The sequence below is a fragment of the Streptomyces sp. NPDC048278 genome (assembly GCF_040652195.1).
Lineage (GTDB): Bacteria > Actinomycetota > Actinomycetes > Streptomycetales > Streptomycetaceae > Streptomyces.
This window is the reverse complement of record NZ_JBEZLP010000014.1, coordinates 84,417-109,237: the sequence shown is the minus strand read 5'-3', so window position 1 is coordinate 109,237 and position 24,821 is coordinate 84,417. Positions and strand designations below refer to the sequence as shown.

Annotated in this window: 21 protein-coding genes; 18 read left to right on the top strand and 3 right to left on the bottom strand. The window is 72.3% G+C overall.

Annotation, left to right across the window (positions count from 1 at the left end):
• Window positions 1-29: 29 nt before the first annotated feature.
• On the bottom strand, window positions 30-692 hold the full coding sequence (locus AB0D74_RS24715; protein ID WP_362590844.1) for a hypothetical protein: 663 nt from the start codon (window positions 690-692) through the stop codon (window positions 30-32).
• Between the two features lie 340 nt (window positions 693-1,032).
• Between AB0D74_RS24715 and AB0D74_RS24710 the strand changes: the two genes are divergently transcribed.
• From AB0D74_RS24710 to AB0D74_RS24690, 5 genes are all read left to right on the top strand, one after another.
• Complete coding sequence (locus AB0D74_RS24710) at window positions 1,033-1,335, top strand: type VII secretion target (protein ID WP_294008471.1); 303 nt, start codon at window positions 1,033-1,035, stop codon at window positions 1,333-1,335.
• A complete protein-coding gene (locus AB0D74_RS24705) occupies window positions 1,332-2,744 on the top strand; it encodes a hypothetical protein (RefSeq protein ID WP_362590840.1) in 1,413 nt (470 codons plus the stop codon). The genes AB0D74_RS24710 and AB0D74_RS24705 overlap by 4 nt, the downstream gene beginning before the upstream one ends.
• 85 nt (window positions 2,745-2,829) lie before the next feature.
• The gene (locus AB0D74_RS24700) at window positions 2,830-3,690 is read left to right on the top strand and encodes a hypothetical protein (RefSeq protein ID WP_362590837.1); all 861 of its coding nucleotides are present in this window, start codon (window positions 2,830-2,832) and stop codon (window positions 3,688-3,690) included.
• Window positions 3,687-4,403, top strand: a complete 717-nt coding sequence (locus AB0D74_RS24695; protein ID WP_362590834.1) for a hypothetical protein — start codon at window positions 3,687-3,689, stop codon at window positions 4,401-4,403. Before AB0D74_RS24700 ends, AB0D74_RS24695 begins: the two co-directional genes overlap by 4 nt.
• Entirely contained in the window at window positions 4,403-4,999 is a 597-nt protein-coding gene (locus AB0D74_RS24690; protein WP_362590831.1) for a hypothetical protein, read from the top strand. Before AB0D74_RS24695 ends, AB0D74_RS24690 begins: the two co-directional genes overlap by 1 nt.
• Here the strand turns inward: AB0D74_RS24690 and AB0D74_RS24685 are convergent.
• Window positions 4,996-5,679, bottom strand: coding sequence for a hypothetical protein (locus AB0D74_RS24685; protein ID WP_362590828.1), 684 nt, complete (start codon window positions 5,677-5,679; stop codon window positions 4,996-4,998). The two genes, AB0D74_RS24690 and AB0D74_RS24685, sit on opposite strands and share 4 nt — an antisense overlap.
• Window positions 5,680-6,164: 485 nt before the next feature.
• On the opposite strand from AB0D74_RS24685, the gene AB0D74_RS24680 reads away from it, so the two are divergent.
• Genes AB0D74_RS24680 through AB0D74_RS24640 form a run of 9 tightly spaced genes read left to right on the top strand, consistent with a single transcriptional unit; the run spans window position 6,165 to window position 12,706 of the window.
• Complete coding sequence (locus AB0D74_RS24680) at window positions 6,165-6,899, top strand: hypothetical protein (RefSeq protein ID WP_362590826.1); 735 nt, start codon at window positions 6,165-6,167, stop codon at window positions 6,897-6,899.
• Window positions 6,900-6,916: 17 nt separating this feature from the next.
• The gene (locus AB0D74_RS24675; protein ID WP_362590823.1) at window positions 6,917-7,768 is read left to right on the top strand and encodes a hypothetical protein; all 852 of its coding nucleotides are present in this window, start codon (window positions 6,917-6,919) and stop codon (window positions 7,766-7,768) included.
• A complete protein-coding gene (locus AB0D74_RS24670; protein ID WP_362590820.1) occupies window positions 7,765-9,072 on the top strand; it encodes an ATPase, T2SS/T4P/T4SS family in 1,308 nt (435 codons plus the stop codon). Before AB0D74_RS24675 ends, AB0D74_RS24670 begins: the two co-directional genes overlap by 4 nt.
• A 6-nt stretch (window positions 9,073-9,078) precedes the next feature.
• Window positions 9,079-10,095 (top strand): type II secretion system F family protein, encoded by a 1,017-nt coding sequence (locus tag AB0D74_RS24665; protein ID WP_362590818.1) that lies wholly within the window; start codon window positions 9,079-9,081, stop codon window positions 10,093-10,095.
• The gene (locus AB0D74_RS24660) at window positions 10,092-11,012 is read left to right on the top strand and encodes a type II secretion system F family protein (protein ID WP_362590815.1); all 921 of its coding nucleotides are present in this window, start codon (window positions 10,092-10,094) and stop codon (window positions 11,010-11,012) included. The genes AB0D74_RS24665 and AB0D74_RS24660 overlap by 4 nt, the downstream gene beginning before the upstream one ends.
• A 59-nt stretch (window positions 11,013-11,071) precedes the next feature.
• Entirely contained in the window at window positions 11,072-11,323 is a 252-nt protein-coding gene (locus tag AB0D74_RS24655) for a hypothetical protein (RefSeq protein ID WP_362590812.1), read from the top strand.
• A 52-nt stretch (window positions 11,324-11,375) separates the two neighbouring features.
• On the top strand, window positions 11,376-11,828 hold the full coding sequence (locus tag AB0D74_RS24650) for a TadE family protein (protein ID WP_362590809.1): 453 nt from the start codon (window positions 11,376-11,378) through the stop codon (window positions 11,826-11,828).
• On the top strand, window positions 11,829-12,248 hold the full coding sequence (locus AB0D74_RS24645) for a TadE/TadG family type IV pilus assembly protein (protein WP_362590806.1): 420 nt from the start codon (window positions 11,829-11,831) through the stop codon (window positions 12,246-12,248). It begins immediately after the preceding gene.
• The gene (locus tag AB0D74_RS24640) at window positions 12,245-12,706 is read left to right on the top strand and encodes a pilus assembly protein TadG-related protein (RefSeq protein WP_362590803.1); all 462 of its coding nucleotides are present in this window, start codon (window positions 12,245-12,247) and stop codon (window positions 12,704-12,706) included. The genes AB0D74_RS24645 and AB0D74_RS24640 overlap by 4 nt, the downstream gene beginning before the upstream one ends.
• 28 nt (window positions 12,707-12,734) lie before the next feature.
• Here the strand turns inward: AB0D74_RS24640 and AB0D74_RS24635 are convergent, their stop codons facing one another.
• Window positions 12,735-14,261 (bottom strand): sigma-70 family RNA polymerase sigma factor, encoded by a 1,527-nt coding sequence (locus AB0D74_RS24635; protein WP_362590800.1) that lies wholly within the window; start codon window positions 14,259-14,261, stop codon window positions 12,735-12,737.
• A gap of 196 nt (window positions 14,262-14,457) precedes the next feature.
• On the opposite strand from AB0D74_RS24635, the gene AB0D74_RS24630 reads away from it, so the two are divergent.
• The 4 genes from AB0D74_RS24630 (at window position 14,458) to AB0D74_RS24615 (ending at window position 24,783) form a co-directional block, all read left to right on the top strand.
• On the top strand, window positions 14,458-14,808 hold the full coding sequence (locus AB0D74_RS24630) for an SsgA family sporulation/cell division regulator (protein ID WP_362590797.1): 351 nt from the start codon (window positions 14,458-14,460) through the stop codon (window positions 14,806-14,808).
• Window positions 14,809-15,039: 231 nt separating this feature from the next.
• Complete coding sequence (locus tag AB0D74_RS24625; protein WP_362590794.1) at window positions 15,040-18,039, top strand: BTAD domain-containing putative transcriptional regulator; 3,000 nt, start codon at window positions 15,040-15,042, stop codon at window positions 18,037-18,039.
• Complete coding sequence (locus tag AB0D74_RS24620; RefSeq protein ID WP_362590791.1) at window positions 18,036-18,893, top strand: prepilin peptidase; 858 nt, start codon at window positions 18,036-18,038, stop codon at window positions 18,891-18,893. The genes AB0D74_RS24625 and AB0D74_RS24620 overlap by 4 nt, the downstream gene beginning before the upstream one ends.
• A gap of 145 nt (window positions 18,894-19,038) precedes the next feature.
• Window positions 19,039-24,783, top strand: coding sequence for a PQQ-binding-like beta-propeller repeat protein (locus AB0D74_RS24615; RefSeq protein ID WP_362590788.1), 5,745 nt, complete (start codon window positions 19,039-19,041; stop codon window positions 24,781-24,783).
• Window positions 24,784-24,821: the final 38 nt, after the last annotated feature.

Here is a 24,821-nt window from a genome sequence, read left to right as displayed (position 1 = left end):
CCCCAGAAGCGGACGAGCAGTCTGCGACCTCAGCCCTGTACGCACGCGGAGTCCGCCTTCTTCCAGTTCTGCTCGGTCACCTGCCAGTCACCGTGTGAGTCTTTCGCGGCCTGAAGCGTGTAGAAGATGAAGTCGTCGTTGCTCGGCTTGGTACGCAGCACTTTGCCGGTCTTGACTTCCTTGCTGTAGCCCTTGCTCTGGTCCTCGCAGTAACGGACGGCAGCCGTCTTGGCGCTTGCTACGTCCGTGACCTCGAAGTTGAAGAAGCGGTAGTGGCCAGTGACCGTGAGGCCGTCTTTTCTGACCGTCGCAACTCGCTGGGTCCAGTACGAAAGGGCCGATGCGGCGAAGTAGCGGTTCATGTTGGCCGTCTGGCCCTGGCCCTTGGCGAAGGCTTCGAGCCGGGCCTGTGCCGAGTAGGAGACGTCCCGCAGAATGGCGTCCTTCGTGGCATCCCCGGTCGACTTACGCTCCACGGTCGTGTCGATGTCCGACGGAAACGCGAACGTCGGCGCGTTCTTGTCCGCCGAGGCGGAGGGTGAGGGGGACGGAGAAGGTGATGCTTCCGTACCGGCCCCCGTGATCTTGTCGTTCTTGTCCTTGGCGCTGTCGTCCCCGCCTCCGCATGCCGTGAGCAGCAGAGCTGCGGTCGCGGCGAGCGCGGCGGCAACGGGCATGGTGCGGCGCTTCACTGTGGACTCCCCCGTGAGAATGAAATTCGGCAAGCCTGCAAACGGTATCCGCGAGGTCCCGGGTTTCGCCACCGCGAACTTCGCTGTAAATACGGTGATTGTGGATGAACGGGGCGTTCGCCAGAGGGGGTCGGCCCGTGGTGGTGGCGTGCTGTGGTGCCGTCCCGGAGTGGGCGCGTGGACCTTGTGGAGGTTGCGTCGGCCTGGCGTGGACGTCGCTCGTCCTTTGGGCTCCCTTTGCGGTCCATTGGTTGTAGCCCCCAAAACCCTCGACACACAGTGACCCTGGCTCTCTGCGTCTCGCGGGGCGGTCGGTAGGCAGGTGTTCACGGGGGTAGCGGTGGCGGACCACGTCAAGGTGTCCACGAGTGAGTTGCGGGAGATCAGCAGATCCGTCGCGAAGTTGAAGTCCAACTTTGAACATGCGAAGGATCTCGTCGATTCGTACGGCTCCGAGATCGGGTCCGGCGAGGTGGCTGACGCACTCGGTGACTTCGCGGACGACTGGAAGAAGAAGCGCAAACAGCTCTGCGACGGGCTGGAGTTCCTCGGGAAGACCGCGGGCGAGGCGGCGAAGGCCTACGACGGCATCGACCAGCATCTTGCCGACGCGCTGGTCAAGGCTCAGCCGGGGGACAAGTGAGCGATCACGACTTCGCCGGCGTCGACTGGCAGACGGCCCGGTACGACGACAAGGAGTTCACGCCGGGGGACCCCTACGAGGTCGCCCGGCTCGGGAAGCGGATCTCCGACACCGCCCGGCTGATCGAGGAACAGGCCGGCAAGCTGAACAACCTCGTCGACGGGAACGGGTGGGACTCGGACGCCGGGAAGGCGTTCACCGCGAAGACCGGCGACACCGTCAAGCTGCTGAGCCAGTCGCATCAGCGGTACGCGGCGGCGGGCGCGGCGCTCGGGTCCTCCGTGCCGTACGAGCCCATCGCCGACACCGTGCGGGAGAACTGGGCCACCGCGCTCAACCACGCGCAGAACCGGGTGCGGGCCGCGCTGAAGAAAGCTGCGGCTGCTGACGCCGACAGCAGTAACTACCAGAAGCAGATCGATCAGCATCCGTCCGGTGACGACAACCACCCGGACAAACAGAAGCTGAAGCGGCAGAAGGAGGCCTCGGACGGGGACCTCGACGCCGCGAAGCGGGAGCTCCGGGCCGCGCTCGACTACCGGGACACGCAGGCCGGGTACGCGGCCAAGGCGATACGGGACGCCGTCGACGGCGACGGGCTGAAGGATCCCGAGCACCACTGGTGGGACGACTGGGAGGACTGGGTCGCCACCGTCGGCCACTGGGCGGGAGCGATCGCCGGAGTGCTCTGCCTCCTCGCCCTGTGCCTGAGCTGGGTCCCCATCCTCGGCGAGGTGCTCGGGGCGCTGGCTCTGATCGCCTCCGTGGTCGCCCTCGTCTGCGACACCGTCTCCGCACTGGACGGCAAGGGCACCTGGCTGGACGTCGCCATCGACGTGGTCGGCGTGCTGTCGTTCGGGGCCGGCCGGGTCCTCGGGACGACCTTCAAGGAGGCGGCCACGGCCGCCCGGGGATCGTCGGCGCTCAGGGAGTTCCTGAACCTGCGCGGGCTGGGCGTGGGCGAGAAGCTGGCGGGCGAGATCGCCCAGGCGAACTCGGGGGTCAGGGCGGGGAAGATCGCCGAAGCCCTGGCGAAGGGGCCGGACAGCGTCCTGCCCAGGATGAAGTCGATCGTCAAGGAGTCCGTCAACTTCAAGGCGTACTTCGGCGACATCCGTACGGCCGTCGCCGAGCGAGGAGCCGAGGACTCGATCCTCACCGAGAACCTTCCCAGGTGGCGGGGTCTGTCCGACTCGGTGTTCAAGGGCAAGGCATGGTCGGCCGGCGGCCTGTACGCCGCGAGCCAGGTGCTGCCGCTGGGCGCGGGCATCGTGAACCTGGCGCCCGTGGCGGGCTGGGAACCGACCTCCGTCGAACGCAACCAGTTCGACGGCATCAAGCACATCGCCCCCGTCGGGGCGAACGGCATTCCCTTCTACAACTGGAACTGGAAGGTCGCCGGCGGCTGAAACGCGTCCGCCGGTACCCGTACCGGTACTCGTACCCGTACCGGATCATGGCGAGGCCCGCAGGGGCGAGGAGAGAACGAGGAAAGTGGCACCTGGAGACGGTCAGACCGTCGACGAGCAGTTCGCCCGGCTTCCGAGAAGCAGACAGCGCGAACTGGAGGAGAAGGGGCTCGGCCTGTCGCGCCTGCGCGAGATCGCCCTGGAGAAGGGCGGCGAGCCGGCCGTGCGGCACATCCTGGCGGAGCACTCCCGCCCCTCCAGCCGGTGGGATTTCGACGGTGACCGGGGCGCCGACGAGGGCAGAGCGGTGTGGCCGTGGATCCGGCTGCTCCTGGTCGCCGTCGTCGGCGTGGTCCTGTGCCTGCTGTCCACGTACGTCCTCAACTCCTCGGCGCTCTTCGTCGGCGCGGTCTGCGGTGTGGCCGTGGCCTGGGCGGGGTTCAGGACGCGCAGGTCCCTCGGGGGGCTGGTGGCCTGCGGCCTCGTCGCGGTCGCCTATGTCGCGCTGGTCTGGGTGGGCTCGTACGCCGCCGACGAGTGGTACCTGCACCTGCGCGGGCAGGAGACCACGGTCACCTACGCGAAGCCGTTGCACGAGCAGGCGTCGCACGGCGTGCGTGTCACGTACTGCCGGGTGACGCTCCCGGACGGCACCGTCCGCAGGGTGTTCGAGAACGACAAGCGGTGCACGGACGAGACCCAGGTCGGTGCCAAGACCCTTGCGGTGGTCGACCCGTCGGACCACTACCGGCCGGTTCTCGGCGGCAAGTCCGCCCTCGGCGGGATCGCCGCCGCGTACGGCTGCCTCGGTGCCGCCGCCGTCCTCGTCCTCGCGCCCCTGGCCGCCGCCGTGCTGAGCCGGTCCAACGAGCGGCGCGGCCGACCGGGCGAGCCGGACGCCGGACCGGGCGAGCCGGACGGCCGGGCGGGCGGAACGGACGTATGACGGACCGCACCGAAACTCCTGCCGCTGCCGCTGCCGCTGCCGCTGCCCCTGCGGCTGCCCCTGTCGCGGCAGCCGCCGTCGCGCCGCCGCCCCCTTCCGACTACCGCCTGGCCGTCCCCGACGGCTGGGAGCGGATCGTGCTGGACGGTCCGGAGCGCTGGACCCACCGCATCGACAAGCTGGTCAAGCGCAGGCTGCGGCGGACGCACGCCACCCCGCAGCTGGAGGCCGCGCTGGCGGAGCGGATGCGGGCGCAGGCCGAGGCCGCGCAGGCCAACGGCGGCGTGGAGATGTACGTCGTCGACCAGGTCCTCGGCCAGGTCCCCGTCTCCGCCGGTCTGGTCGTGACGGTGCTGCGGCCGGCGCCCGGCACCGAACCCGGCGACCTCGGCGACATCGCCCGCTCCCTCGCCCTCCGCACCGACGCCGGTGACGCGGGCGTCGGCGACACGGGCGTCGGGGACGTCACCCTCGTCGACCTCCCCGCCGGCCCCGCCGTACGCCACCGCTACCTCCGCCGGCCCGCCGTGGACGACCCCGACGGCAACAGGCTCGCCGTCGCCCACCTGGACGTCTACCTCGCCGTCCCGAACAGCGGGCAGCGGCTGTTGCTCTCCTTCTCGACGCCGACGGCACCGCCGCTGGAGCCGCTGGTGGAGGCCCTGGTCACGCTGTTCGACTCCGTCGCCCGCACCCTGCAATGGATGGCCTGATGCCCGAGTTCGCCGCCGCCACCGTTCGCCTGCGGACGCCGGAGTACGCCGTCGCGCTGCCCGTGCGCACGTCCGTCGAGCCGGGCGCCTGGGCGGGGGAGGCCGCCCGGCGGCTCGTCGGCCCGGACGACGGCGACCCGAAGCTGCTCGACGCCCTCGCCGCCGAACTCCGCGAGGCCGCCGCCGACTCCCGCGGGCGCGGACCGGTCACCGCGCTGTCGTACGTGCCGGAGCCGCGGCTCGGGGAGCTCGCCCGGATCGAGTTGTCGGCGCTGGTCGCCGACGACACGTACCCGACCCTGACCGTCGACCTCCTGCGGCGCTTTCTCGCCGCCCCCACCGCCGACTCCTACCGGCCGCCCGAGGCCGAGCTCCGCACCCTGCCCGCCGGGCCCGCGGTGCGCGTCCGGCACGCGTACGTCCGGGACGTCGGCCGGGACGGGCTGGGGACGATCACGGAGACGTGCGCGTACGGCATCCGCGCCGACGAGACCTGGGGACTCGTCCTGCTCACCTCCTGGCAGACACCGGCCCACACGGACGCCCTCTGCGAGCTGACCGACGAACTGGCGCGCACCGTACGGGTCACGGCCTAGTCGGAAGGGCGGTCCGCGGTCAGGCGGCCGACCAGGCCCTGGCCCTCCAGGGACGTCAGGCGGCACCAGGAGTCGTCGGTGAACACGACCCGGAAGTCACGTCCGCCGACGGAGTACGGACGCCGCTCGACCGCGGCCACCGTGCTCAGGTCCGTCTCCCACAGGACTTCCTCCCAGGGGTCCCTGGGATCCTGGAGTCCGCCGAGGACCAGCAGGCGACGGTCGGTCAGGACCAGGTACGTGACGTCCGTGTCGGGGCGGCGGGCCGGGTCGAGTTCCCAGGGGAGGGTACGGGCGATCGTGCCGGGGGCGGCCCACAGCACCGGGAAGTCCGTCTCCTCGTTCTCCGGGTCCTCGCTCCTGCCCAGCGAGCCGGAGCCGCGGGAGCCGCCGCCTGAGGGCACGTTGGCGTCGAAGATCACGGCCACGGCCAGGACGCCGAGGAGGAACACGCCGCCGAGGACGACTCGCACCACGAAGCCGATCCTCGACTTGAGCCGGTAGGCCGGACCGGCCGGCCAGCCCGGCAACTCGGCCTGTATGTCGTGTCGTTCGGCGTCGCGGAACCAGCGCCGGCCCCGGACCCGGTCCGCCGCGCCGGTCGCGAAGGACACCGGGGCGCGCGCCACGAGCTCCTCGCCCTCCGGGGGTTGCCAGGAGTGGCGCTGGGGCACCGTCACGGTCTGCCGTCCTCACGGTCGTTCACGGCGGCGAAACCCCTCGCCCGGCCGGGTGATCCGTGATCCTAGTCGGGACGCCGTCCGAAACCGGGCGCCGCAGTGAGCACTTCGTGCAGGCCTCATGGGCGCGCGGTGACGGCGTCGGGCCCGGACCGGCCGCGATCAGGGCGGGGAGGATTCACCGGCGCACACTCCGGCGTCCCTTGATGTGGCCAGAGTCCCAACCGCCGCACAGACCACCGCCGTTGCAGATCGCAACGACGATTTCAGTGAGGTCAAGGAGTCCGGCCGCGCCTTGAGGGGCTTATGTGCGGCTGATACGGTGCGAGCGCTTGACACTCACCCCGCGGCCGAGTATTTGGCCGGATCGGGGTGATTGGTGTGGAGTGTCCGCTTTCGCTGTGCCGGTCGGTGCGGTGACGAGCGTCGACAGGTTTTCAGAGTTCTTGACAGACACTGTCTTGGCTGTAACGGGGAGCGGTTGCGTGAAGATCCAAGAGCGTACGGGGGCGGGCGCCGGTCGTTCCGCCGGACCGGCTCAGCCTTCGGTCGGTGACCGGCTTCCCACCGCCCCGCGGGAACGCAAGCCCGCTCTGGCCGCGCTCGCGGTACTGCTGATCCTGCTCGGCGCGCTGGGGGCGACGACCCTCGTCCTGCAGGCCGGCAAGCGCATCGAGGTCATAAAGATCACGCAGCAGATCCCGGCCGGCTCGTCCGTGACCGGGAGCAACGTGACCTCCGTGATGGTCGCCGACGACGCCGGCATCCACTACGTCAGGTGGTCCCAGCTGGAGGACCTGAAGAAGCTGAAGGCCGTCAGCACCATCCCGGCCGGTGCCGTCGCCGTCGGCGAGATGTTCGGCAGCGGCAGCAGGCTTCCGGCCGGCAAGTCGAGCGTCGGCCTGTCGCTCAAGGAGGGCCAGTACCCGTCCGGTATCGAGATCGGTGACACCGTCGCCGCCTACCGCGTCACCGGCTCCTCGTCCTCCGGCGGTTCGTCGTCCGGCGGTTCGTCCTCCTCCGGTGGCGCAGACACGCTGATCATCGGCGACGCCAAGGTCACCGCCGTCCCGGGCAAGAACAGCTCGGACCTCGTCAGCAGCACCAACTACGCCATCACGCTCACCGTCGACAGCGACAAGGCGGCCGAACTGGCGGACGCCGCGTCCAACGGCGAGGTCGCCCTCGTCCTTGTACCCGGCACCGGCACCGGCAACTAGAAGGCGGCCCCCACCCCATGGCGCTCATCGCAATCGCCGCCGACAAGGGTTCCCCCGGCGTCACCACCGCGGCCGTCGCGCTGGCCGCGGTCTGGCCGCGTCGGGTCCTGCTCGCCGAGGCCGACCCGGCCGGCGGCGACCTGGTCTACCGCAGTGCCGCCGCGCACGGCGGCCCGCTGAACCCGAACACCGGCATGCTGTCCATCGCCGCCACGGCGCGACGAGGCCTCGTACCGGACCAACTCTGGGACCACGTACAGCCGTTGAGCGGCGGGCTCGAAGTGCTCGTGGGGCTCGGGATAGCCGAGCACGCGGCCGGGCTCGCCGGGCTGTGGCCCACGCTCGGGCACTCCTTCGCCTCGCTCGCCGACTCCCCGAACGCCCCGGCCGACGTCATCGCCGACTGCGGACGGATCAGCGGCGACACCCCGGCCGTGGAGATGTTCCCGCACGCGGCGCTCGTCCTGCTGGTCTCACGGACCGAGCCCGAGGCGCTCGCCCGGGTCCGGGACCGGGCCGCCGCCCTCGCGCAGAAGCTGCACGGCGGCCCGCGCGGTGCCGCCGCCCTCGCCACCCCGCTGATCGGGGTGATCCTGGTCGCCGACCCGTCCGGCGCCGGCAAGCTGGTCAACCAGGTCAACGACATGCTCGTGCACGCCCAGACCGGCGCCCGTGTCGTGGGCACCATCGCCGACGACCCGGCCGGCGCCGACCAGTTGGCCGGCCGCAAGCGCGGGCGCCTCGACAAGTCCCTGCTCATCCGCTCGGCCCGCAAGGTCACCGCCGACCTCCACCAGCAGTACGGCGCCGCCTGGACCGTACCGGCGTCCGTACCGCCGCAGGCGCCCCACGCGGGGGCAGGCCGATGACGGCTGTCGACCACCAGCTGGTCAAGCGGTTCCGGCAGGACGCAGGCGACCGGATCGCCGAGCAGCGCCGCCAGGACCAGACGTCCGGCGTGACGCCGATGTCCACCGAGGACGAACGGCAGTACGCCCGCGCGGTCATAGCCCAGATCCTGGAGGAGTACGCCCGCGCGGAGATCAACGCCGGGCGCACCCCGCTGGACGCGGAGACCGAGGAGCAGTACGCCGCCGCCGTGCACGCGGCACTGTTCGGCGTGGGGCGGCTACAGCCGCTGCTCGACGACCCGGACGTCGAGAACATCGACATCAACGGGTGCGACCAGGTCTTCGTCGGGTTCAGCGACGGGCGCGAGGCCGTCGGGGATCCCGTCGCGGAGACCGACGAGGAGCTCGTCGAGCTGATCCAGGTGCTCGGCGCCTACTCCGGTCTGTCGTCGCGGCCCTTCGACTCCGCCAACCCGCAGCTCGACCTGCGGCTGCCCGACGGCTCCCGGCTCTCCGCCGTCATGGACGTCACCCGGCGGCCCGCGCTCTCCATCCGCCGCGCCCGCATGGGCAAGGTCTTCATCTCCGACCTGGTGGGGAACGGGACGCTCACGCCCGAGGTGGCGCACTTCATGGCCTGCGCCGTCCGCGCCCGCAAGAACATCATGATCGCGGGGGCGACGAACGCCGGCAAGACGACCCTGCTGCGCGCGCTCGCCAACGAGATTCCACCGCACGAGCGGCTCATCACCGTGGAGCGAGCCCTGGAGCTGGGGCTCGACACCTTCCACGATCTGCATCCCAACGTGGTGGCGTTCGAGGAACGGCTGCCCAACTCCGAGGGGCAGGGCACCATCAGCATGGCGGAGCTGGTCCGGCGCTCCCTGCGCATGAACCCCTCCCGGGTCATCGTCGGCGAGGTCCTCGGCGACGAGATCGTCACCATGCTCAACGCGATGTCGCAGGGCAACGACGGGTCGCTCTCCACGATCCACGCCAACAGCTCCAGCGAGGTCTTCAACCGCATCTCGACCTACGCGCTCCAGGCCTCCGAACGGCTGCCCATCGAGGCCAGCCAGATGCTGATCGCGGGCGCGGTGAACTTCGTCGTCTTCATCCAGCGGCGCAACAACTACCAGACCGGCGGCCGTCTCCAGCGCATGGTCACCTCGGTCCGCGAGGTCAACGGCGTGGACGGCAGGGTGCTGTCCAGCGAGGTGTTCGCGGAGGCCCCCGACGGCCGCATCGTCCCGCACGCGCCCATAGCCTGCCTGGAGGACCTGATGGCCTACGGCTACCAGCCGCACGGGGCGTGGGGGTGACATGACATGAACCTCAACCCCTTCGCCTCCCTGGGCTCCATGGGCGGGCTCTTCTCCACCCCGGTCCTCTACGCCCTCGGCTGCGGTGTCGCCGTCGGCGGCGGACTCGCGCTGCTGGTCCTGGCGATCCGCGGCCTGCCCGCCAAGCCCGAGCACGAGAAGCAGAAGGCGAACGAACGGGCCGCCGAGCTCATCCGGTTCGCCGGCCGACGCGGCTCCCTCGCCGCCATCATCGGCCTGGTCGTGCTGCTGCTGACCCGCTGGGCGGTGGCCGGCATCGCCGCCGGCGTCCTCGTCTTCTTCTGGGACAAGCTGTTCGGCGGCGCCGCCGAGGAGCGGGCCGCGATGAAGCGGGTGGAGGCCCTCGCCTCCTGGACCGAGTCGCTGCGCGACACCATCGCCGGCGCGGTCGGCCTGGAACAGGCCATCCCGGCCTCCGCCCGGGCCGCGGCACCGATCCTGCGACCGCACCTCGACGCCCTCGTCGACCGGCTGCGCGCCCGCACCCCGCTGCCCGACGCGCTCCAGCACCTCGCCGACGAGATCGACGACGCCTCCGCCGACATCATCGTCGCCGCCCTCATCCTCAACGCCCGCCTCCGCGGCCCCGGTCTGCGCCAGGTCCTTGGCGCGCTGGCCAAGTCGTCGCGAGAGGAAGTGGACATGCGCCAGCGGGTGATGGCCCAGCGGGCGTCCACCCGGCGCTCGGTGCAGATCGTCGTCGCCGTGTCGGTCGCGTTCGTCCTCGGCCTCGCCGTCTTCAACCGCGACTTCGTCTCGCCGTACGGCACCGCCGTCGGCCAGCTGGTCCTCGCCCTGGTCTGCGGGCTGTTCGCGCTCGGCTTCTGGTGGCTGCGCAAGCTGTCCACCATCGAGACCCCGGAGCGGTTCCTGGTCCGCGACCAGTCCTCCGTGCAGTTCGTACGGCCGCCCCGCACCGCTCCCGGCCAGCCGGGGCAGCCCGGTCAGCCCGGTCCGGTCGGTCAGCAGACGCTGCCCACCGAGGATGGAGTACGCCGGTGAACCTCACGATGCCGATCGTCGTCGGCGTGACCCTGGGGCTCGGCGTCTACGTCCTCATCCGCGCCCTGCTGCCGTCCAGGCGCAGCGCGGTCGCCCAGGTCGCCCGGATCGACGCGATGCGGGCCCGCGGCGCGGCCTACGAGTCGGCGCGGCAGACCCAGGACACCGGCCGGCTCGGCACACTGCGCGCCGAGGTCGGCGAGCGCGTCGCCGAGTTCTACCGGCAGCAGGGCTGGGAACAGCGCTCGCTCCGGGCCGACCTCGCCGTCCTCGACCGCAGCTGGGAGAGGTTCCTTGCCACCAAGGTGCTGCTCGCCGCGGCCGGCCTGATCTTCGGTCCTTTCCTGTTCGCCGTCGTCTACACGATGGGCTTCGGCCACAACCCGGTCATCCCGGTCTGGCTGGCCCTGGCCTGCGCGGCCCTGTTCTTCTTCCTGCCCGACCTGGAGGTACGACGGGACGCGGCCGAGAAGCGCCGGGACCTCAGGCGCGTGATCGGGGCGTACCTCGACCTGGTGTCGATGAGCCTCGCCGGCGGTCGCGGCCTGCCCGAGGCCCTGATGGCGGCGGCCGAGGTCTCCGACGGCTGGGCCAACCAGCGCATCCGCAACGCACTCTCCGACGCCCGCATCACCGGCGTCAGCCAGTGGCAGGCGCTGGGCGCGCTCGGCGAGGAACTCGGCGTGGAGGAGCTCAAGGACCTCTCCGCCTCCCTCGCCCTGGTCGCGGACGACGGCGCCAAGGTCCGCGAGTCCCTCGCCTCCCGCGCCGAGACCATGCGCCACCGCGAACTCGCCGAGATCGAGGGCAGCGCGGGCGAGAAGTCCCAGTCGATGCTCGTCGCCCAGCTGCTGCTGTGCGCCGGCTTCCTGGTTTTCCTGATCTTCCCGGCGGCGATGCGGGTGTTCCAGGTGTGAGCTGACCCGAGCTGAATCGAGAACCTTCGCCAACTGCTGTTTCGAGAGGACAAGACATCATGAACACACGGAACTTCAGCACCGGGATCCCGGCCATGGACTTCCTGGTCACCTTCCTCCAGGGCCGGGTGCAGCGCGCCCGCTCCGGCGAACTCGACCGCGGTGCCTCCGCCGTCGAGTGGGTCATCATCTCCGCGGTCGTCGTGGCGATCGTCGGCGTGGTGGCCGCGATCATCAACGCCGCGCTCAGCGACGGCGCCAACAAGGTCGGCAACTGCATCAAGGGCGCCAACGCCAGCGGGACCTGCTGAGCCGGCGAGCACGACCACGACGGGGGTGACAGGGGTGACGGGGGTGACGGGGATGTCCGCGGACGCGAGCAGAGGCCTGCGCGGCCGGATACGCCGCCGGGCGGCGGCAGCGCGCGGCGACTCGGGTATGACCGCCATCGAGTTCGTGTTCCTCACCCCCGTCCTGTTCTTCATGATCTTCGCGACGGTGCAGTTCGCGCTGTACTTCTTCGCCGACCACGTGGCCCAGGCGGCGGCCCAGGCCGGCGCCCGCAAGGCCCGCGCCACCGCCGACGCGGAGCCCGGCGCCTGGCGCGGCGAGGCCCAGGACGTGGTCGACTCCTACATCAGGCAACTCGGCCCGCAGCTGGTCCTGTCGCCCGACGTGAAGATGCTCCAGCCGGAGCAGACCACGGTCGGCGTCGAGATCACGGCCCGCATCCCCACGGTGTTCCCGGGCCTGGACCTGACGGTGCACGCACGGTCCGCGGGACCGGTGGAGCGGTTCGTGGAGGACACAAACTAGATGTCCGCCGTGGAGAAAAAAGCCCTGGACGACGACCGGGGGCTGTCGACCGTCGAGGTCGTCATCCTCGCCCCCGTCATGATCATGTTCATCCTGGTCCTGGTCGCCTTCGGCCAACTCGTCGACGGGCGCGGTGCGATCGACGGCGCCGCACGGGACGCGGCCCGCGCCGGGTCCATCCAGAAGGACCACGCGACGGCCATGTCGGAGGCCCAGAAGGCCGCCGACGCCGACCTGTCCGACATCTGCTCGGGGCCGGTCTCCGTCGTCCAGACCAGCGCGGGTTTCGAGTCCGGCGGCATCTTCACCGTCGAGGTCAGTTGCCGGGTGCGGGGACTGGCCATGCTGGGCCTGGACATCCCGACGACCCTGTCCTCGACGTTCTCCTCGCCCCTCGACCCGTTCCGGAGGGCGGCATGAGCCTTGCGGTGCTGCGCAGTTGGTGGACCGCGCGCCGGCTCCGCCTCGACGACCGGGGCTCGGGCGCGGGCGCGGTCATCATCTTCGCCCTGGTCTTCCTCACCCTGTCCGCGTTCGTCATCGACGGCGGCCTGTCCATCTCCAAGCGCGAACGGGCCGCCGACATCGCGGAACAGGCGGCCCGTTACGCGGCCCAGGACATCGACCTTGAGCAGCTGTACGAGAACCAGGGCGACGCGCCGATCAACTTCCAGGACTGCGACGCCCGGGTGAAGACCTTCGCCCGCGAGATGGACATGTCCACCGCCGACGTCGCCGGCACGCACTGCACTGCCGCCGACGCCCAACAGGTGCAGGTCGAGGTCCAGTTGACGTACGAGCCGGTCTTCACGGGGATGTTCTACGGGGGCGCGATCGTGGTGCACGGGGAGGCTACGGCGGAGAACGAGGTCGGTTAGCCGCGGAGCGCTCCGCTGGGAGGGGCCGTTACGCGCCGGTGGTCGTCTGCGGCGCCGTTGTGGCTGGTCGCGCCCACGCGGCGGTAGCCGCACATTCATTGCAGCCCCGCGCCCCTTCGGGGCGCCCCTTGTGCCGGGGTGGGCAGTCCTCGCTGGGCGGGGTGACCGGGTCCGTGACGGGTGGGGGGTCTGTGGGCGTCGGGTCCGCCGGGGGTGTGGGATCGGCGGGCGGGGTCGGTTCGGTGGGCGGGGTCGGTTCGGTGGGTGGGGTCGGGTCGGTGGGCGGGGTCGGTGGGGCCGGGGACGTTGGTGCGGTGGGTGGTGTCGGCTCCGTCGGGGCCGGGGGAGGGCTGCTCCTGTCGCCGTTCCCCGGGGTGTTGCCGCCGGGTTCGGCCGTCGAGCCGTTGTCGTCGCTGCCCGACGGCGACGGCGACGGGGTCGTGGGTTCGGGGGAGGAGGCGACCGCCGTGGGGCCGCCCTTGGTCGCGGTCTGCGGTCGTACCGTCTCTGTCACCGCCGGCCGGGTGGTGGGGGCGTCCGTCGGGGTCACCGGCTGTTCGGCCACCGGTGCCTGCGCCACCGGGGCGTCGGCGACCGGGGTCCGGGCGGGGGCGGAGGCGGACTGGCCGGGGCCGAGTATCAGCACCAGCGCCGCCGCACCGGCCGCCATCGCGCCCGCCGCGGCGACCATCACCGGCGCCTTGGTGCCGGCGACACCGGTGGCCTGCCGTACGCCGTGCAGCAGCCCGCTCCCGGCCCCGCCGCCCGCGTGGCCGGCCGCCGAGGCTCCGGCGGCGGTCAGGGTCAGCAGGAACTTGCCTGCCGTGCCGCCCACCACGAACACCAGCAGGGCCGGGCCGACCAGGGCCGGGAGACGGTCGTTGGCGCTCATCAGGGCGGCGAGCCGGGTCCGGCAGTCCGCGCAGGTGTCCACGTGGGCGAGCAGCCGGTCGGACTGGCGTTCCGTCGCGGCGCCGCGCACGTACGCGGGCATCCGGCTCCAGTGGACCTGGCAGGCGGGGTCGTCCGGGGCGCCGGTCTGGGTGCGCAGGAAGGCCTGCCGCATCCCCTCCCGGGCGCGGTGCAGCAGGACGGCGGTGGCGCCCTCCTTGGTGCCCAGCTGCGGCCCGATCTGGGCCAGTGGCTGGCCCTCCGCCTCGGCCAGCCAGAGGGCCTTGACCCAGCGTTCGGGCAACTGGGCCAGGACGCGGACGACCAGGTCGACGGAGGAGACCTGCTCGGCCGGGTCCTCGCCGTGCCGGCCGGACTCGGCCTGCTCGTCCTCGTGCGGGTCGCGGGGCGTCTCGCGCGCGGCACCGTTCGCGGCGTACGCGAGGTGCCGGACGGTCGTCGTCAGGTACGCCGACACGTTGTCGATCTCGTGGCCCTCGGCCAGCCGCCGCCAGACCCGGAAGTGCGCCTCGGCGACGAGGTCTTCGGCGACCCAGGCGTTGCGGGTGAGGGAGCGGGCGTACGCGACGAGCCGCGGCTGCTGTTCCTCGTAGATCCGGGCATAGGCGGTGGTGCTGATCACTGCAGAGGAACCGTCGTGCATGGCGGAACGCTCCAGTTGCCGGGCTCAGGGCGGGAGAAGGTTTGTCAGCGTAGATGACGAAACTTTCAAGCAAAGTTTCCAGCGCCTCAAGAAGTGACGCATATCACTCAACTTCCTTGCGTTTCCGGCGTAATCAATTCGGGGCCGGGCGCTCTCACTTGTACGACGACCCGCCACGCACCCCCGGAGACGATCCGTGCCCATCACGATCGAACAGCCCACCGGCGCCCGCCTGCTCACCGCCGACGAGCAGGAGGTGGCGGTCCCCGCGACGCTCCGCTACACCTCGGCCGACCCGCAGGCCGTGCACTTCGTCTTCCCGCCGTGGATCTCCCTGGACGGCGAGGAGGTCACCTGGACCTTCGCGCGGGCCCTGCTGGAGGAGGGCCTGGCGGGTCCGGCCGTACTCGGCAACGTGCACGTACGCCCGTACGGCGACGCCCGCACGGTCGTCGAACTCCGCGCGGAGGAGGGCGTGGCGGCGATCAGCTTCCCGACCTCCGCCCTCACCCGCTTCCTGCTGTCCTCGCTGCGGGTCGGCGGCTGACGGACTGTGCGGGGTGTGTGGAGGAGGTGTGCACGGGACGGGCGGCGGTAACTCCGGCCAATGGGGAACGGGTTGGCGAACAGGGAGAAATCGGGCCGCGGTTGGCCGTCGGTTGGCAGTTCCACCCCTTCGACGCTGTCGGTGCCAGTCAATAGGATCGTCAAGGGGACCTCGGCAGGCTCGATGCGCCCCCTGCCCACTCCTTCCGCACACGACCCCGGGACACCCGCCATGGCGCGACGCAGCACATCAAGCTCGACGGGAAGGCCGACGGGCACCGGTCCGTCGGGTCCGCGGAACCGGACCCCGCAGCCGGTGCGGTTGCGTCGGCGTACGTTCGGCGACGTCGTCAAGGCGTTCCTTGCCTTCGTGATGCTGCTCGTCCTCGTCGTGGGCGTCCCCGGCGCCCTCGCCGTGACGGTCGGCTGGCCCCTGCCGCGCACCGCGCCCAGCATGGACTGGCTGTCGCAGCCGATCGGCGTCGACGTGTTCCTGAACACCCTGACGGTCATCGTGTGGCTGGCCTGGGCCCAGTTCACGGCCTGCGTGCTGGTCGAGGTCAAGGCCGCCCTCTCCGGGGTCGGCCTGCCCGGCCGGGTCCCCGGCGCCGGCCCCAGCCAGCTGCTCGCCCGTCAGCTGGTGGCCGCGCTGCTGCTGGTCGGCGCCACCGCGGCCAGCTTCACCCCCGGCCTCTCCCAGCTCGGCCACAGCCTGGAGGGCAACCAGAAGGGCACGGTGGCCACCGCCCAGGCGACCCCCGGCATCCTCGCCCAGCAGCAGGAGCAGGCGAAGAGCACCGCCGCCGCCCTCGCCGAGCAGGCCGGCCATGCCGCGGCCCAGGCCGAACAGGGCGGCTCCACCGCCACGCACGGGGCCACCAAGTACTACCGCATCCAGCCGCCCGAGGGCCGCCACCACGACTCCCTGTGGGAGATCGCGCAGCGCCACCTCGGCGACGGCCGCCGGTACAAGGAGATCTACGAGCTCAACAAGGACCGCGTCCAGCCCGACGGCTCCCGGCTCTCCGAGGCCAGCCTCATCCGCCCCGGCTGGATCATGGAGATGCCCGGCGACGCGCACGGCGGCGAACTCGTCGCCAACCCCGACGCCCACGTCTCGCCCGAGGTCCGGCAGCAGATCGGCGACTACGCGCAGACCGGCGACCACGCCCAGCAGCAGCACCAGGAGCAGGGCGGCGGGCAGCACGCGGGCGGGGACGGGGCCACCGCCCAGATCACCGTGCCCAGCCAGCGCCCCGCCGGTGACGCCGGCACCCCGGCGACACACGCGCAGGAGTCCGGTGACGACTCCTCCGGCCACTCCTCCGCCCACTCCTTCGGCCACTCCTTCGGTCTTTCCGAGGCCCTCCTCGGCGCTCCGCTGCTCGCCGCCGGCCTGCTCGCCGCCCTCGGCCGCCGGCGCCGGCAGGCCCTGTGGCAGTCGGCGCTCGGTGCCGTCGGCGGCCGTCGCGGCATGGAGCCGCCGATCCCGGCCGGCGACGCCCAGGACGTCCAGGACGCGCTGCTGGTCGGCGCCGACCCGGAGGGCGTACGCCTGCTCGACCGGTCGCTCCGCGGACTCGCCGCCGCCCTCACCGCCGAGTCCCGTTCCCTGCCCGTCGTCTACGCGGCCTGGCTCAGCCACGGCGACCTGCACCTGCAGCTCGCCCAGCCGGCCGGCAAGCCCCCGGCGCCCTGGCAGCTCGGCCAGGACCAGACCTTCTGGACGCTGTCCCGCGCCGACGCCGAGCGCTACGAGGACACCGACGCGGCGGCCCCGTACCCGGGTCTGGTCAGCCTCGGCACCATGGACGACTCGCGGCTGCTGCTCAACCTGGAGGCCGTGCCCGGCATCGTCTCGCTGAGCGGCCGAGAGGCCGACCGGGCCGCCGTGTTCGCCTCCGTCGCCGCCGAACTCGCCACCAACGGCTGGTCGGACCGGATGACCATCACCCTCGTCGGCTTCGGCGCGGACCTCACCCCGCTCGCCCCCAACCGGCTGCGCCATCTCGACGACGTGGACGCGCTGTTCGAGACGATGGAGGCGGAGACCCGGCAGCGGCGGGGCGCGCTCGGCGCCGCCGACCACCACTCGGTCCTCACCGGCCGGACCGGGCCCGCCCAGCACACCCGCTGGGCACCGAACCTCGTCCTGCTCGCCACCCAGCCGTCCGCCGAGGACGCCGTACGCCTCGCCGAACTCGCCGCCGACGCCGCCCGGCTGGGCATCGGCTACCTGGTCGGCAGCGAGCGGGACGACCTGCCGGGCGCCGCCTGGGCGATGGAGATCACCCCGGACGGCAGGCTCCTCGCCCCGCTGCTCGGCCTCGAACTCCAGGCCCAGCTGCTGCCCGCGGTCCAGCAGCGCGCGGTCGTCGAACTGTTCGTGGAGGCCGACCCCGAGCGCGACCCCGACGGACCCACCAACGCCCCGCCGTTCCTGGTCGACATCAGCGAGCAGGGCCGTCCCGCGGTGTACGCGCGGCTCGTCGGACCGTACGAGATCATCGGCCTGGACACCCCCGACGGCGAGCGCAGCCCCCTCCTGCACGAGGCGCTCGCGCTGCTCCTCCTGCACCGCGAGGGCGTGCACCCGCGCGTGCTGTCGTCCGCGCTGTGGCCGCGGGGCGTGACGGACGACGTCCGCGACGCCCTCCTGGAGCGGCTGCGCGGCTGGCTCGGCACCGACCCCGACGGCAGCCCCCGGCTCCGCACGGACGCGGCCGGCCGCCTCACCCTCGCCAAGTCCGTCGTCTCCGACCTGGACGTGCTGCGCTCCCTCTACTACGAGGCCACCCAGGGCAAGGGCGTCGAGAGCCGCGCGGTCCGCGGCCGGCTGCTCACCGACGCGCTCGTCCTGGTCCGCGGCCCGCTGCTCGCCGACCGCGCGGAGGGCCGCTACCGCTGGCTCACCCACGAGATCATCGACGCCCAGCTCCCGCTGCTCGTCGCCGACATCGGTCTCGCGCTGTCCGCGTTCCACCTGGAGAAGGACCGCGCGGAGAAGGCGATCGAGGCACTCGGCGCGGCTCTGCGGACCGCCCCGGCGGACGAGCGCCTCTGGAACGAGCTGCTGCGCGCCACGCACGCCACCGGCGACCCGGACCGGCTGCGCGCCCTCGCCGCCGACCTGATCGCCCGCAGCGGTGCGCGCGGCCTGCCCCCGCGCACCGAGGCCCTCCTCGACGAACTCCTCCCGACCTGGCGCGACGGCGCCGCCGCGACCGGATGACGACCATCCTGGACCTCGCCCTCCCGGCCACCGCCGCCCTCTGGGGCGCGACCACCGGCACCCTGCTTCCCCGCGCCGCGTACCGCTTCTCGGCCCCGGCGGGCGAGCCCTGGCGAACGACGTGCCCAGCGGGCCACCCCATCAGGGGCTGGCTGGGCCGCACCCCCTGCCCCACCTGCCCGACCACCACACGACCCCCCGCCGACGAACCCGAGGCCGCCGACGGCGAGAACGCCCCACAGGGGCCACCCGCACTCGACGACGAAACTGTCACGGGTGGTGCGGGTGGGAACACCAAAGCCGCAACCACCCACGCACCCGCCCCCCTCGCCCTGGCCCTCGCCACGGCCACCGCCTGCGCAGCGCTCGCCCTCGCCACCGGCACCCACCCGGAGCTGATCGTCTGGCTCCTCCTGACCCCCGTCGCCGTACTCCTCGCGGTCGTCGACTTCCGCGTCCAGCGCCTCCCCGACCCCCTCACGCTCCCCCTCGCGGCGGCGAGCCTCGCCCTCCTCGGCGTGGCCGCCCTGCTCCCCGAGCACGCCGGCGACTGGCTCACGTCCCTCTACGCGGCCCTCGCCCTCGGCGCCGCCTACCTCGTGCTCTTCCTCGTCAACCCGGCCGGCATGGGCTTCGGCGACGTCAAGCTGGCCCTCGGCACGGGCGCCGTCCTCGGCTGGTACGGCTGGCCCACCGTGCTGCTCGGCACCTTCGCCGGGTTCCTGTTCGGCGCCCTGTACGGCGGTGCGCTCGTCGTCGTACGGCGGGCCGGGCGCAAGACGGCGATCGCGTTCGGGCCGTTCCTGATCGCGGGGGCGTTCGCAGGCCTGCTGGTGGGGGCGTACACGGCGTAGTACTCCGGTAGTACGCAAGGGGGTTCGACCGCTCGCCCTGTGCGGCGATTGTGCGTTTCCGGTGGACCTCGCGATGCTGAGGCAGACCCGCGCCCGTCATGAACCGCGGGTGAGCCGCGATCGGCGCGAGCGGGGGAGAGCCGCAGTGAGCGTAGGCGCACGGAAGATCGAGCAGGTCGTGTCCCGGTACCACCCCGTCTTCGACGTACCGAACCTGAAACTCGGGTACGGCCTGGACGGCAACCGCTACCTGGTCACCGGCGGCACCCCCGACGGCCGGCTGCTGCGGCTGGGCGCGGACGGTTCCCGCCGCTTCGTCCGGGTCGGTGCCGCCGCACTGGCCGTCACGGCCAACGCGGCCGGGGTGATCGCCGTCGCGGAGCACCACTTCGACCACCGGATCGTCTTCTACGACGCCGACTTCACCGAACTCGGCCACTGCGACGACTTCGCCGCCGACGACACCCTCGGCTACACCTCGCCCTCCGGCCTGGAAGCCGCCGGGTCCGGCGCGTTCTACGCCCTCGACCAGCACCGGCGACGCGTCCTCAGGCTGAACCCGGACGCCACCCTGAGCCAGGAGATCCCCCTCACCGGACTGCCGCAGGAAGCCGTCTCGAACAAGACGGCGGTCGGCCTGCGCGTGGCGGAGGGCGCCGACCGCATCTACACCGCGTGGTCGAAGGCGGGGAACGGCGCGTCCGGCGTCCTCTGCGCCACCGATCTGCGCGGGCGGTTCCTCTGGTCCGACGAGGTCAGGGTCTCGGGCGGGCTCTTCGGCGGCTTCGACACCGACGAGGACGGCGAACTCCATGTGGTCGTCCAGGGCCGGGGCAGGCAGGAGCTGCGGATCTACCAGCGCGGGAGTCTGGGGCAGACGGCGTACGCACCCGGCACCATCGCACTGCCCGACGACGGCTACGAGGTGCAGCACCTGCGCCTGCGCGACAGGAAGTACCACGTCAAGCGCAACGACCCGTTCTGCCTGGTCGAGGTGTACGACGCGGACCGGGGCACGGGCACCGCGCTCGGCCAGGTGCCGGCCGACGACGAGCGGTTGAGCGTGCAGTACGACGCCGACGTGTGGACCGCCGGCCGGCCCGTGCCGCTGACCGTCACCCACACCCCGGGCAGCTGGGCCGGCCGGCCGCGCTTCCGGGTCTGGCTGCGCCCGCTCGGCCTGCCGGGGTTCACCGAACTCGCGCTGTCCGGCGGCGCGGTGACCCCGCCCGCCGACGCCCGCGGGCTGTACCAGGTGCGGGTGTCGCCGGACGTCGGCGGACGCGTCTGCGAGTACGTCCTCGACGGCATCGTCGAGATCCGCCCGGAAGGCGCCGGGCAGGGCTCGCTCTCCCTGATGAGCTGCCGTGTCGACAAGGACCGCGACGGCGTAGACAAGCCGCCGGTCAACCTCAACCGCCTCCACTACGGGCGCGGCGAGGCCGTCACCGTCGCGATCGCGGCCCGGGCGGCCCCGGGGGTGCCGCTGCCGACCGCCGTACGGGTCGTGCTGACCCGGGCGGGGGCCGAGGTCCGGGAGTGGGACGCCGTCCGCCTGGACACCACGGGCGCCGGCCAGCTGGACATCGGCCCCGAGACCACCGCGGCCCTGGAACCCGGACGGTACGCCGTCGACGCGGACGCGCCGGCCGGTTTCACCGTCGCCCCGCAGTACCTGGAGATCGGGCCGGGACCGGTCGCCAGGCCGGACTTCCATCTCACCCTGTACTCCGACATCTACGCCCCCAACCACGCCTGCTTCCCCATCGACCCCCGCGAGGTCCCCAAGGACCCGGCCACCGCCCGGCTGCCGCGCTTCGCGGACGTGCCGGACCTGGTCCTGGCCCACCTGACCAGGATGCGGGCGCTCGGCCTCAACCTCGCCGTCGACCGGCTCGGCGTGAACTGGGGCCGCACCTTCTCCGCCGACTACGAGGCCGACGACGAGATCGTCGGCAGGCTGAAGAAGTCACCGGCCGCCGTCCACTGGCGGAAGGCCGTCTTCGAGGACGTGGGCCGCCGGACCATCGCGGGCTACGGCGCGTACGGCATCGAGGAACAGGCGGTGCTCCTCGTCAACGACGCCGACCTGCCGCTGAACTGGCCGAAGAACTACGAGTCCCGTGACCTGCCGAAACTGGTGAACGACCTCACGACGACCACCGACCGGCTCGCCGCCTACGCCGCCTTCCGCGGCTGGACCTGGGGCGCCAACTGGTGGAACGGCCCGGTGGGCGTGGCCGCCGCGGAGAACGAGACGGAGCGGACGGAGTACAACGTCCGCCTGCGGGCCATCGCCGGCGGCGATCCCACCTGGGCGCCCGTGCTCGACACCGTGACCGACCGCTCGATCAGGCTGAAGCCGGCCGCGGCGGAGGCGTTCCGCACGGCGCTCGACGACGCGGCCCCGGGCCCTGGCCTGACCACCGCCCTCACCCCGCCCTACCGGCAGCCCCAGACCGTGCCCCCGGTGCTGTTCGCCGAGGCCGACGAGGTCGACCTGCACTACCAGGGCGAGCAGATCCAGGTGATGCTGGCCACCGCCCACATGGTCGACTTCTACCGGCGGCCGGGCAAACCGGTCTGGGGCCACCCGGAGCTGCCCAACGACGACGGCACCGGCGGGATGATCCTGCCGACGCTGTTCCAGCAGGTGCTGCGCGGCCCGAACGGCACCGGCCTGGTCCCCGACGAGGGCGTCCGCCAGGTCGAACCGGTCGCCGCCTACGCGGAACGCACCGGCGGCAGCGGCTGGCGGCGCGGCGAGCCGCGTTCCGGAGGGGCGGGCAAGACCTCGGTCCAGCGCGCCGCGTTCGACCTGATCGCCCGCCTCGCCCCGACCGTCGCGGGCGCCCGCTCCGCCGACCGGGTCGCCATCGTCGTCTCCACCCGGATGCTGCGCCTGGAGACCAACGAAGGCGGCTGGCTCGCCAGTCTCTACTTCGCCGGCCTCTACGACGCCTACAACGCCTGCCTCTACGCCCACCGCCCCGCGTCCTTCGTCTTCACCGAGGACGCCACCGCCGACGTGCTGGGCGGCTACCAGGCCGTCCTGCTCGTGGGCCAGAAGGTCGACCTGGACCCGCAACTGGACGAGGCGCTCCAGGCGGTGCGCGCGAACGTGTACGCCGACGCCACCTGCCACGCCAAGTACCGCACCGCCTTCCACCCGCTCGGCTTCGGCTTCGACCAGGTCAACCTCAAGCAGGAACCGGCCTGGCAGGGCGACGACACCTCCTACTACCGCCTGCGCCGCGCCTTCCTCGCGCAGGGCGCCGCCGTCGCCGGGGCGCTGGCCGCCGTCCCGCCGGTCGCCGAGTGCGACAACCCCGAGGTGCTGCTCAGCGAACGTACGGCCGGGGACGTCACGTACATCTGGGCCGTCAACAACACCATGCCCGACTGGGAGCCGGAGACCGCCTGGCGGGTGGGGCTGCTCTGTGCCCAACGACTGCCCGTGCAGGCCAGGCTGAAGGTGCGGCTGCCCCTGCTGCACCAGGTCGTCGACGTGCTCACCGGCACACCGGTCTCGCTGCTCGACGGTGTCTTCACCGCGGACCTGCGGACCGTACCGGCCCGGCTCTACGCGATCGTCCCGCTGCTGCACGAGCCGCTGCCCACCGCGTGCGAGGACGGGTTCGGCCCGCACGTCCGGGACATCGCGGTCGCCGCGGACGGCCGCACCGCCGCCCTCAACGCCTTCGGCTGGGACCACAACGTCTACGGCCTCGACCTCGCCACCGGCCGCACCCGCTGGCGGCAGCGCGTCGGCCACCACTTCGCCTACGCCCCCACCGCCCGCCCCGACGGCTTCGCCGTCCAGGGCTTCGACGTCGGCTCCGCCGAGGGCTACCACCTCTACCAACTCGACTCCGCCGGACGGGCACAGCGCCGGTACGCCCTGTTCGGCCTGCCGAAGAAGGCCACCGACTGGTCGAAGAGCGAGTGGGGTTACGACTACGGGCTGAACAACTTCGCGGTGGCGCCCGGCGGTTCGTGGACCGCCTCCTGCGGCGACCTGGGCCTCGCGGTGTGGGACGAGGACGGGCGGCAGAAGTGGACGCACCCCTGGTGGGAGCGGAACCGCCGCACCCCGCTGCGCCTCCTCGCCCTCGACGACGACACCCTGATCACCTTCGCCGACGACACCGTCACCGGCCTCTCGGCGGCGGACGGCCGCACCCTGTGGACCTTCGCCACCACCGAGAGCGGGAGCCTCGGCGGAGCCTTCGGCGCCGCGGCCGTCAGCGCTGACCGGCGTACGGCCGTGATCGCGTCCGAGGCCGACGGCGGCCGGGTCTTCGTGATCCGTGACGGCACCCTGGCCCACACCCTCCCCACCGCGGCGAGCGAGGTCTCCCTCTCGGCCGACGGCGCCTTCCTCGCCGTCACCACCGGCAACCAGCTCCGCGCCTTCGACACCGCGGGCGGGCTGCTGTGGACGTACACCGGGGACGACTTCCTGCGCCGTCCGCGCGTCTCGCCCGACTCCGCCCGGATCGCCGTGGGCAGCGAGCTGGGCACCCTCTCCGTACTCGAACGCGACGGGACCCTGCTGACCGCGACCGACCTGCGCGCCCTTCCGGTGCCGGCCTGGCTGCCCGAGGGCGACCTGCTGGTGGCCACCTGGATGGGCACGGTGATCCGCTACGACGCCGACCTGGAGGAACGCTGGCGGACCCGGCTGGTCCCCGTGGAGACCGACATCCGGCCGAAGCTGCGGGCCCCCGACCCGGTGCCGGTGGTGCGGGCGGAGTGGGGCAACGCGCGGTCCGAGGCCTACCCGCTGACCCCGAACCTCCTGGTGCAGACGCACGCCTACCTCGGCATGACGACGGTCGATCCCGATCGGGGCATGACCCAGGACCCGAACGAGGTCTTCGGCCTCCTCACCGACGGCAGCGCCGATCCGCCGGCCGTCCCGTGGCTGAACCGGACGCTCCTGAACGGCATGGGAGCCACCGGCTCGGACCACCGCTTCCTCTTCACGGTGGACACCTTCCGCTACCAGCTGGAGCTGACCGGCGTCACGATCGCCGAGGACCCCGCGCACCCCGAGTCCTGGCTGCGGGACGTCCTGCTCCAGTGGTGGGACGCCCGGGCCGGTGCCTGGCGGGACGGTCCGATGCTCCTCTCCGACCAGGCCCTGCACAGCCACGCCATCGACCCGCCGCTGCACTCCGGGCGCTTCCGGTTCGTCACCACCGGCGGCTCCACCTGGCCGGCCGGCAACCTACGGCTCGGCGAACTGGTCTTCCACGGCAGGGTCCTCGGCCCCTCCCACCGGGACGTGGTGGAGAACAACGGCCTCGCCGTCCTCTTCGACGACCGCGTGGACGACATGGAGGACCTCCTGCTCGACGGACCGCACATCGTCGACATCCAGGAGGGCGGCGCGTACACCGGCAACAGGTGCCTGCGGGTGCCCGTGGCGCTGCCCGACGCCCAGTACCCGATCCGGCACGGCCTCTTCTTCCTGGACACGATGCACGACTGGAACTTCGAGATCACGGAGCACCCGAGCGCCCCGGGCCAGTACCGGTACCTCCAGTTCGCCTGGCAGGCGCTCGACGCAGGGACCACCGGGATCGGCCTGCGGCTGGGGCCCGGCGGCAGCTGGCAGGCGGACCGCGACGACCAGTACTTCGGCGTGAACGCGGGAATCTCGAAGTGGACGTCCCCCGACACCGTGCTGACCCAGATGACGGTCCCCGCCGACCAGTTCCCGGCCGGCGGCTGGCGGACCGTCCGCGTGGACCTGTGGGCGGCGAGCACCGGCAAGCTGAAGAAGATCACCCAGCTCGGCGTGCGCACCGACGGCGGCGGCGCCCTCTTCGACCAGATCGTGCTCGGCAGGACCGAGGCCGACCTGCCGGAGCGGCTGGCGTAGGCTGGCGGAGTCCGTCCACGAACCCTGCCGAAGGGAAA

Excerpts from the sequence above, each read along its gene's own strand:
- AB0D74_RS24690 (WP_362590831.1), top strand. The coding sequence starts at position 4,403 with ATGCCCGAGTTCGCCGCCGCCACCGTTCGCCTGCGGACGCCGGAGTAC.
- AB0D74_RS24620 (WP_362590791.1), top strand. The coding sequence starts at position 18,036 with ATGACGACCATCCTGGACCTCGCCCTCCCGGCCACCGCCGCCCTCTGG.
- AB0D74_RS24665 (WP_362590818.1), top strand. The coding sequence starts at position 9,079 with ATGAACCTCAACCCCTTCGCCTCCCTGGGCTCCATGGGCGGGCTCTTC.
- AB0D74_RS24635 (WP_362590800.1), bottom strand. The coding sequence starts at position 14,261 with ATGCACGACGGTTCCTCTGCAGTGATCAGCACCACCGCCTATGCCCGG.
- AB0D74_RS24625 (WP_362590794.1), top strand. The coding sequence starts at position 15,040 with ATGGCGCGACGCAGCACATCAAGCTCGACGGGAAGGCCGACGGGCACC.
- AB0D74_RS24675 (WP_362590823.1), top strand. The coding sequence starts at position 6,917 with ATGGCGCTCATCGCAATCGCCGCCGACAAGGGTTCCCCCGGCGTCACC.
- AB0D74_RS24670 (WP_362590820.1), top strand. The coding sequence starts at position 7,765 with ATGACGGCTGTCGACCACCAGCTGGTCAAGCGGTTCCGGCAGGACGCA.
- AB0D74_RS24645 (WP_362590806.1), top strand. The coding sequence starts at position 11,829 with ATGTCCGCCGTGGAGAAAAAAGCCCTGGACGACGACCGGGGGCTGTCG.
- AB0D74_RS24655 (WP_362590812.1), top strand. The coding sequence starts at position 11,072 with ATGAACACACGGAACTTCAGCACCGGGATCCCGGCCATGGACTTCCTG.
- AB0D74_RS24640 (WP_362590803.1), top strand. The coding sequence starts at position 12,245 with ATGAGCCTTGCGGTGCTGCGCAGTTGGTGGACCGCGCGCCGGCTCCGC.
- AB0D74_RS24650 (WP_362590809.1), top strand. The coding sequence starts at position 11,376 with ATGTCCGCGGACGCGAGCAGAGGCCTGCGCGGCCGGATACGCCGCCGG.
- AB0D74_RS24695 (WP_362590834.1), top strand. The coding sequence starts at position 3,687 with ATGACGGACCGCACCGAAACTCCTGCCGCTGCCGCTGCCGCTGCCGCT.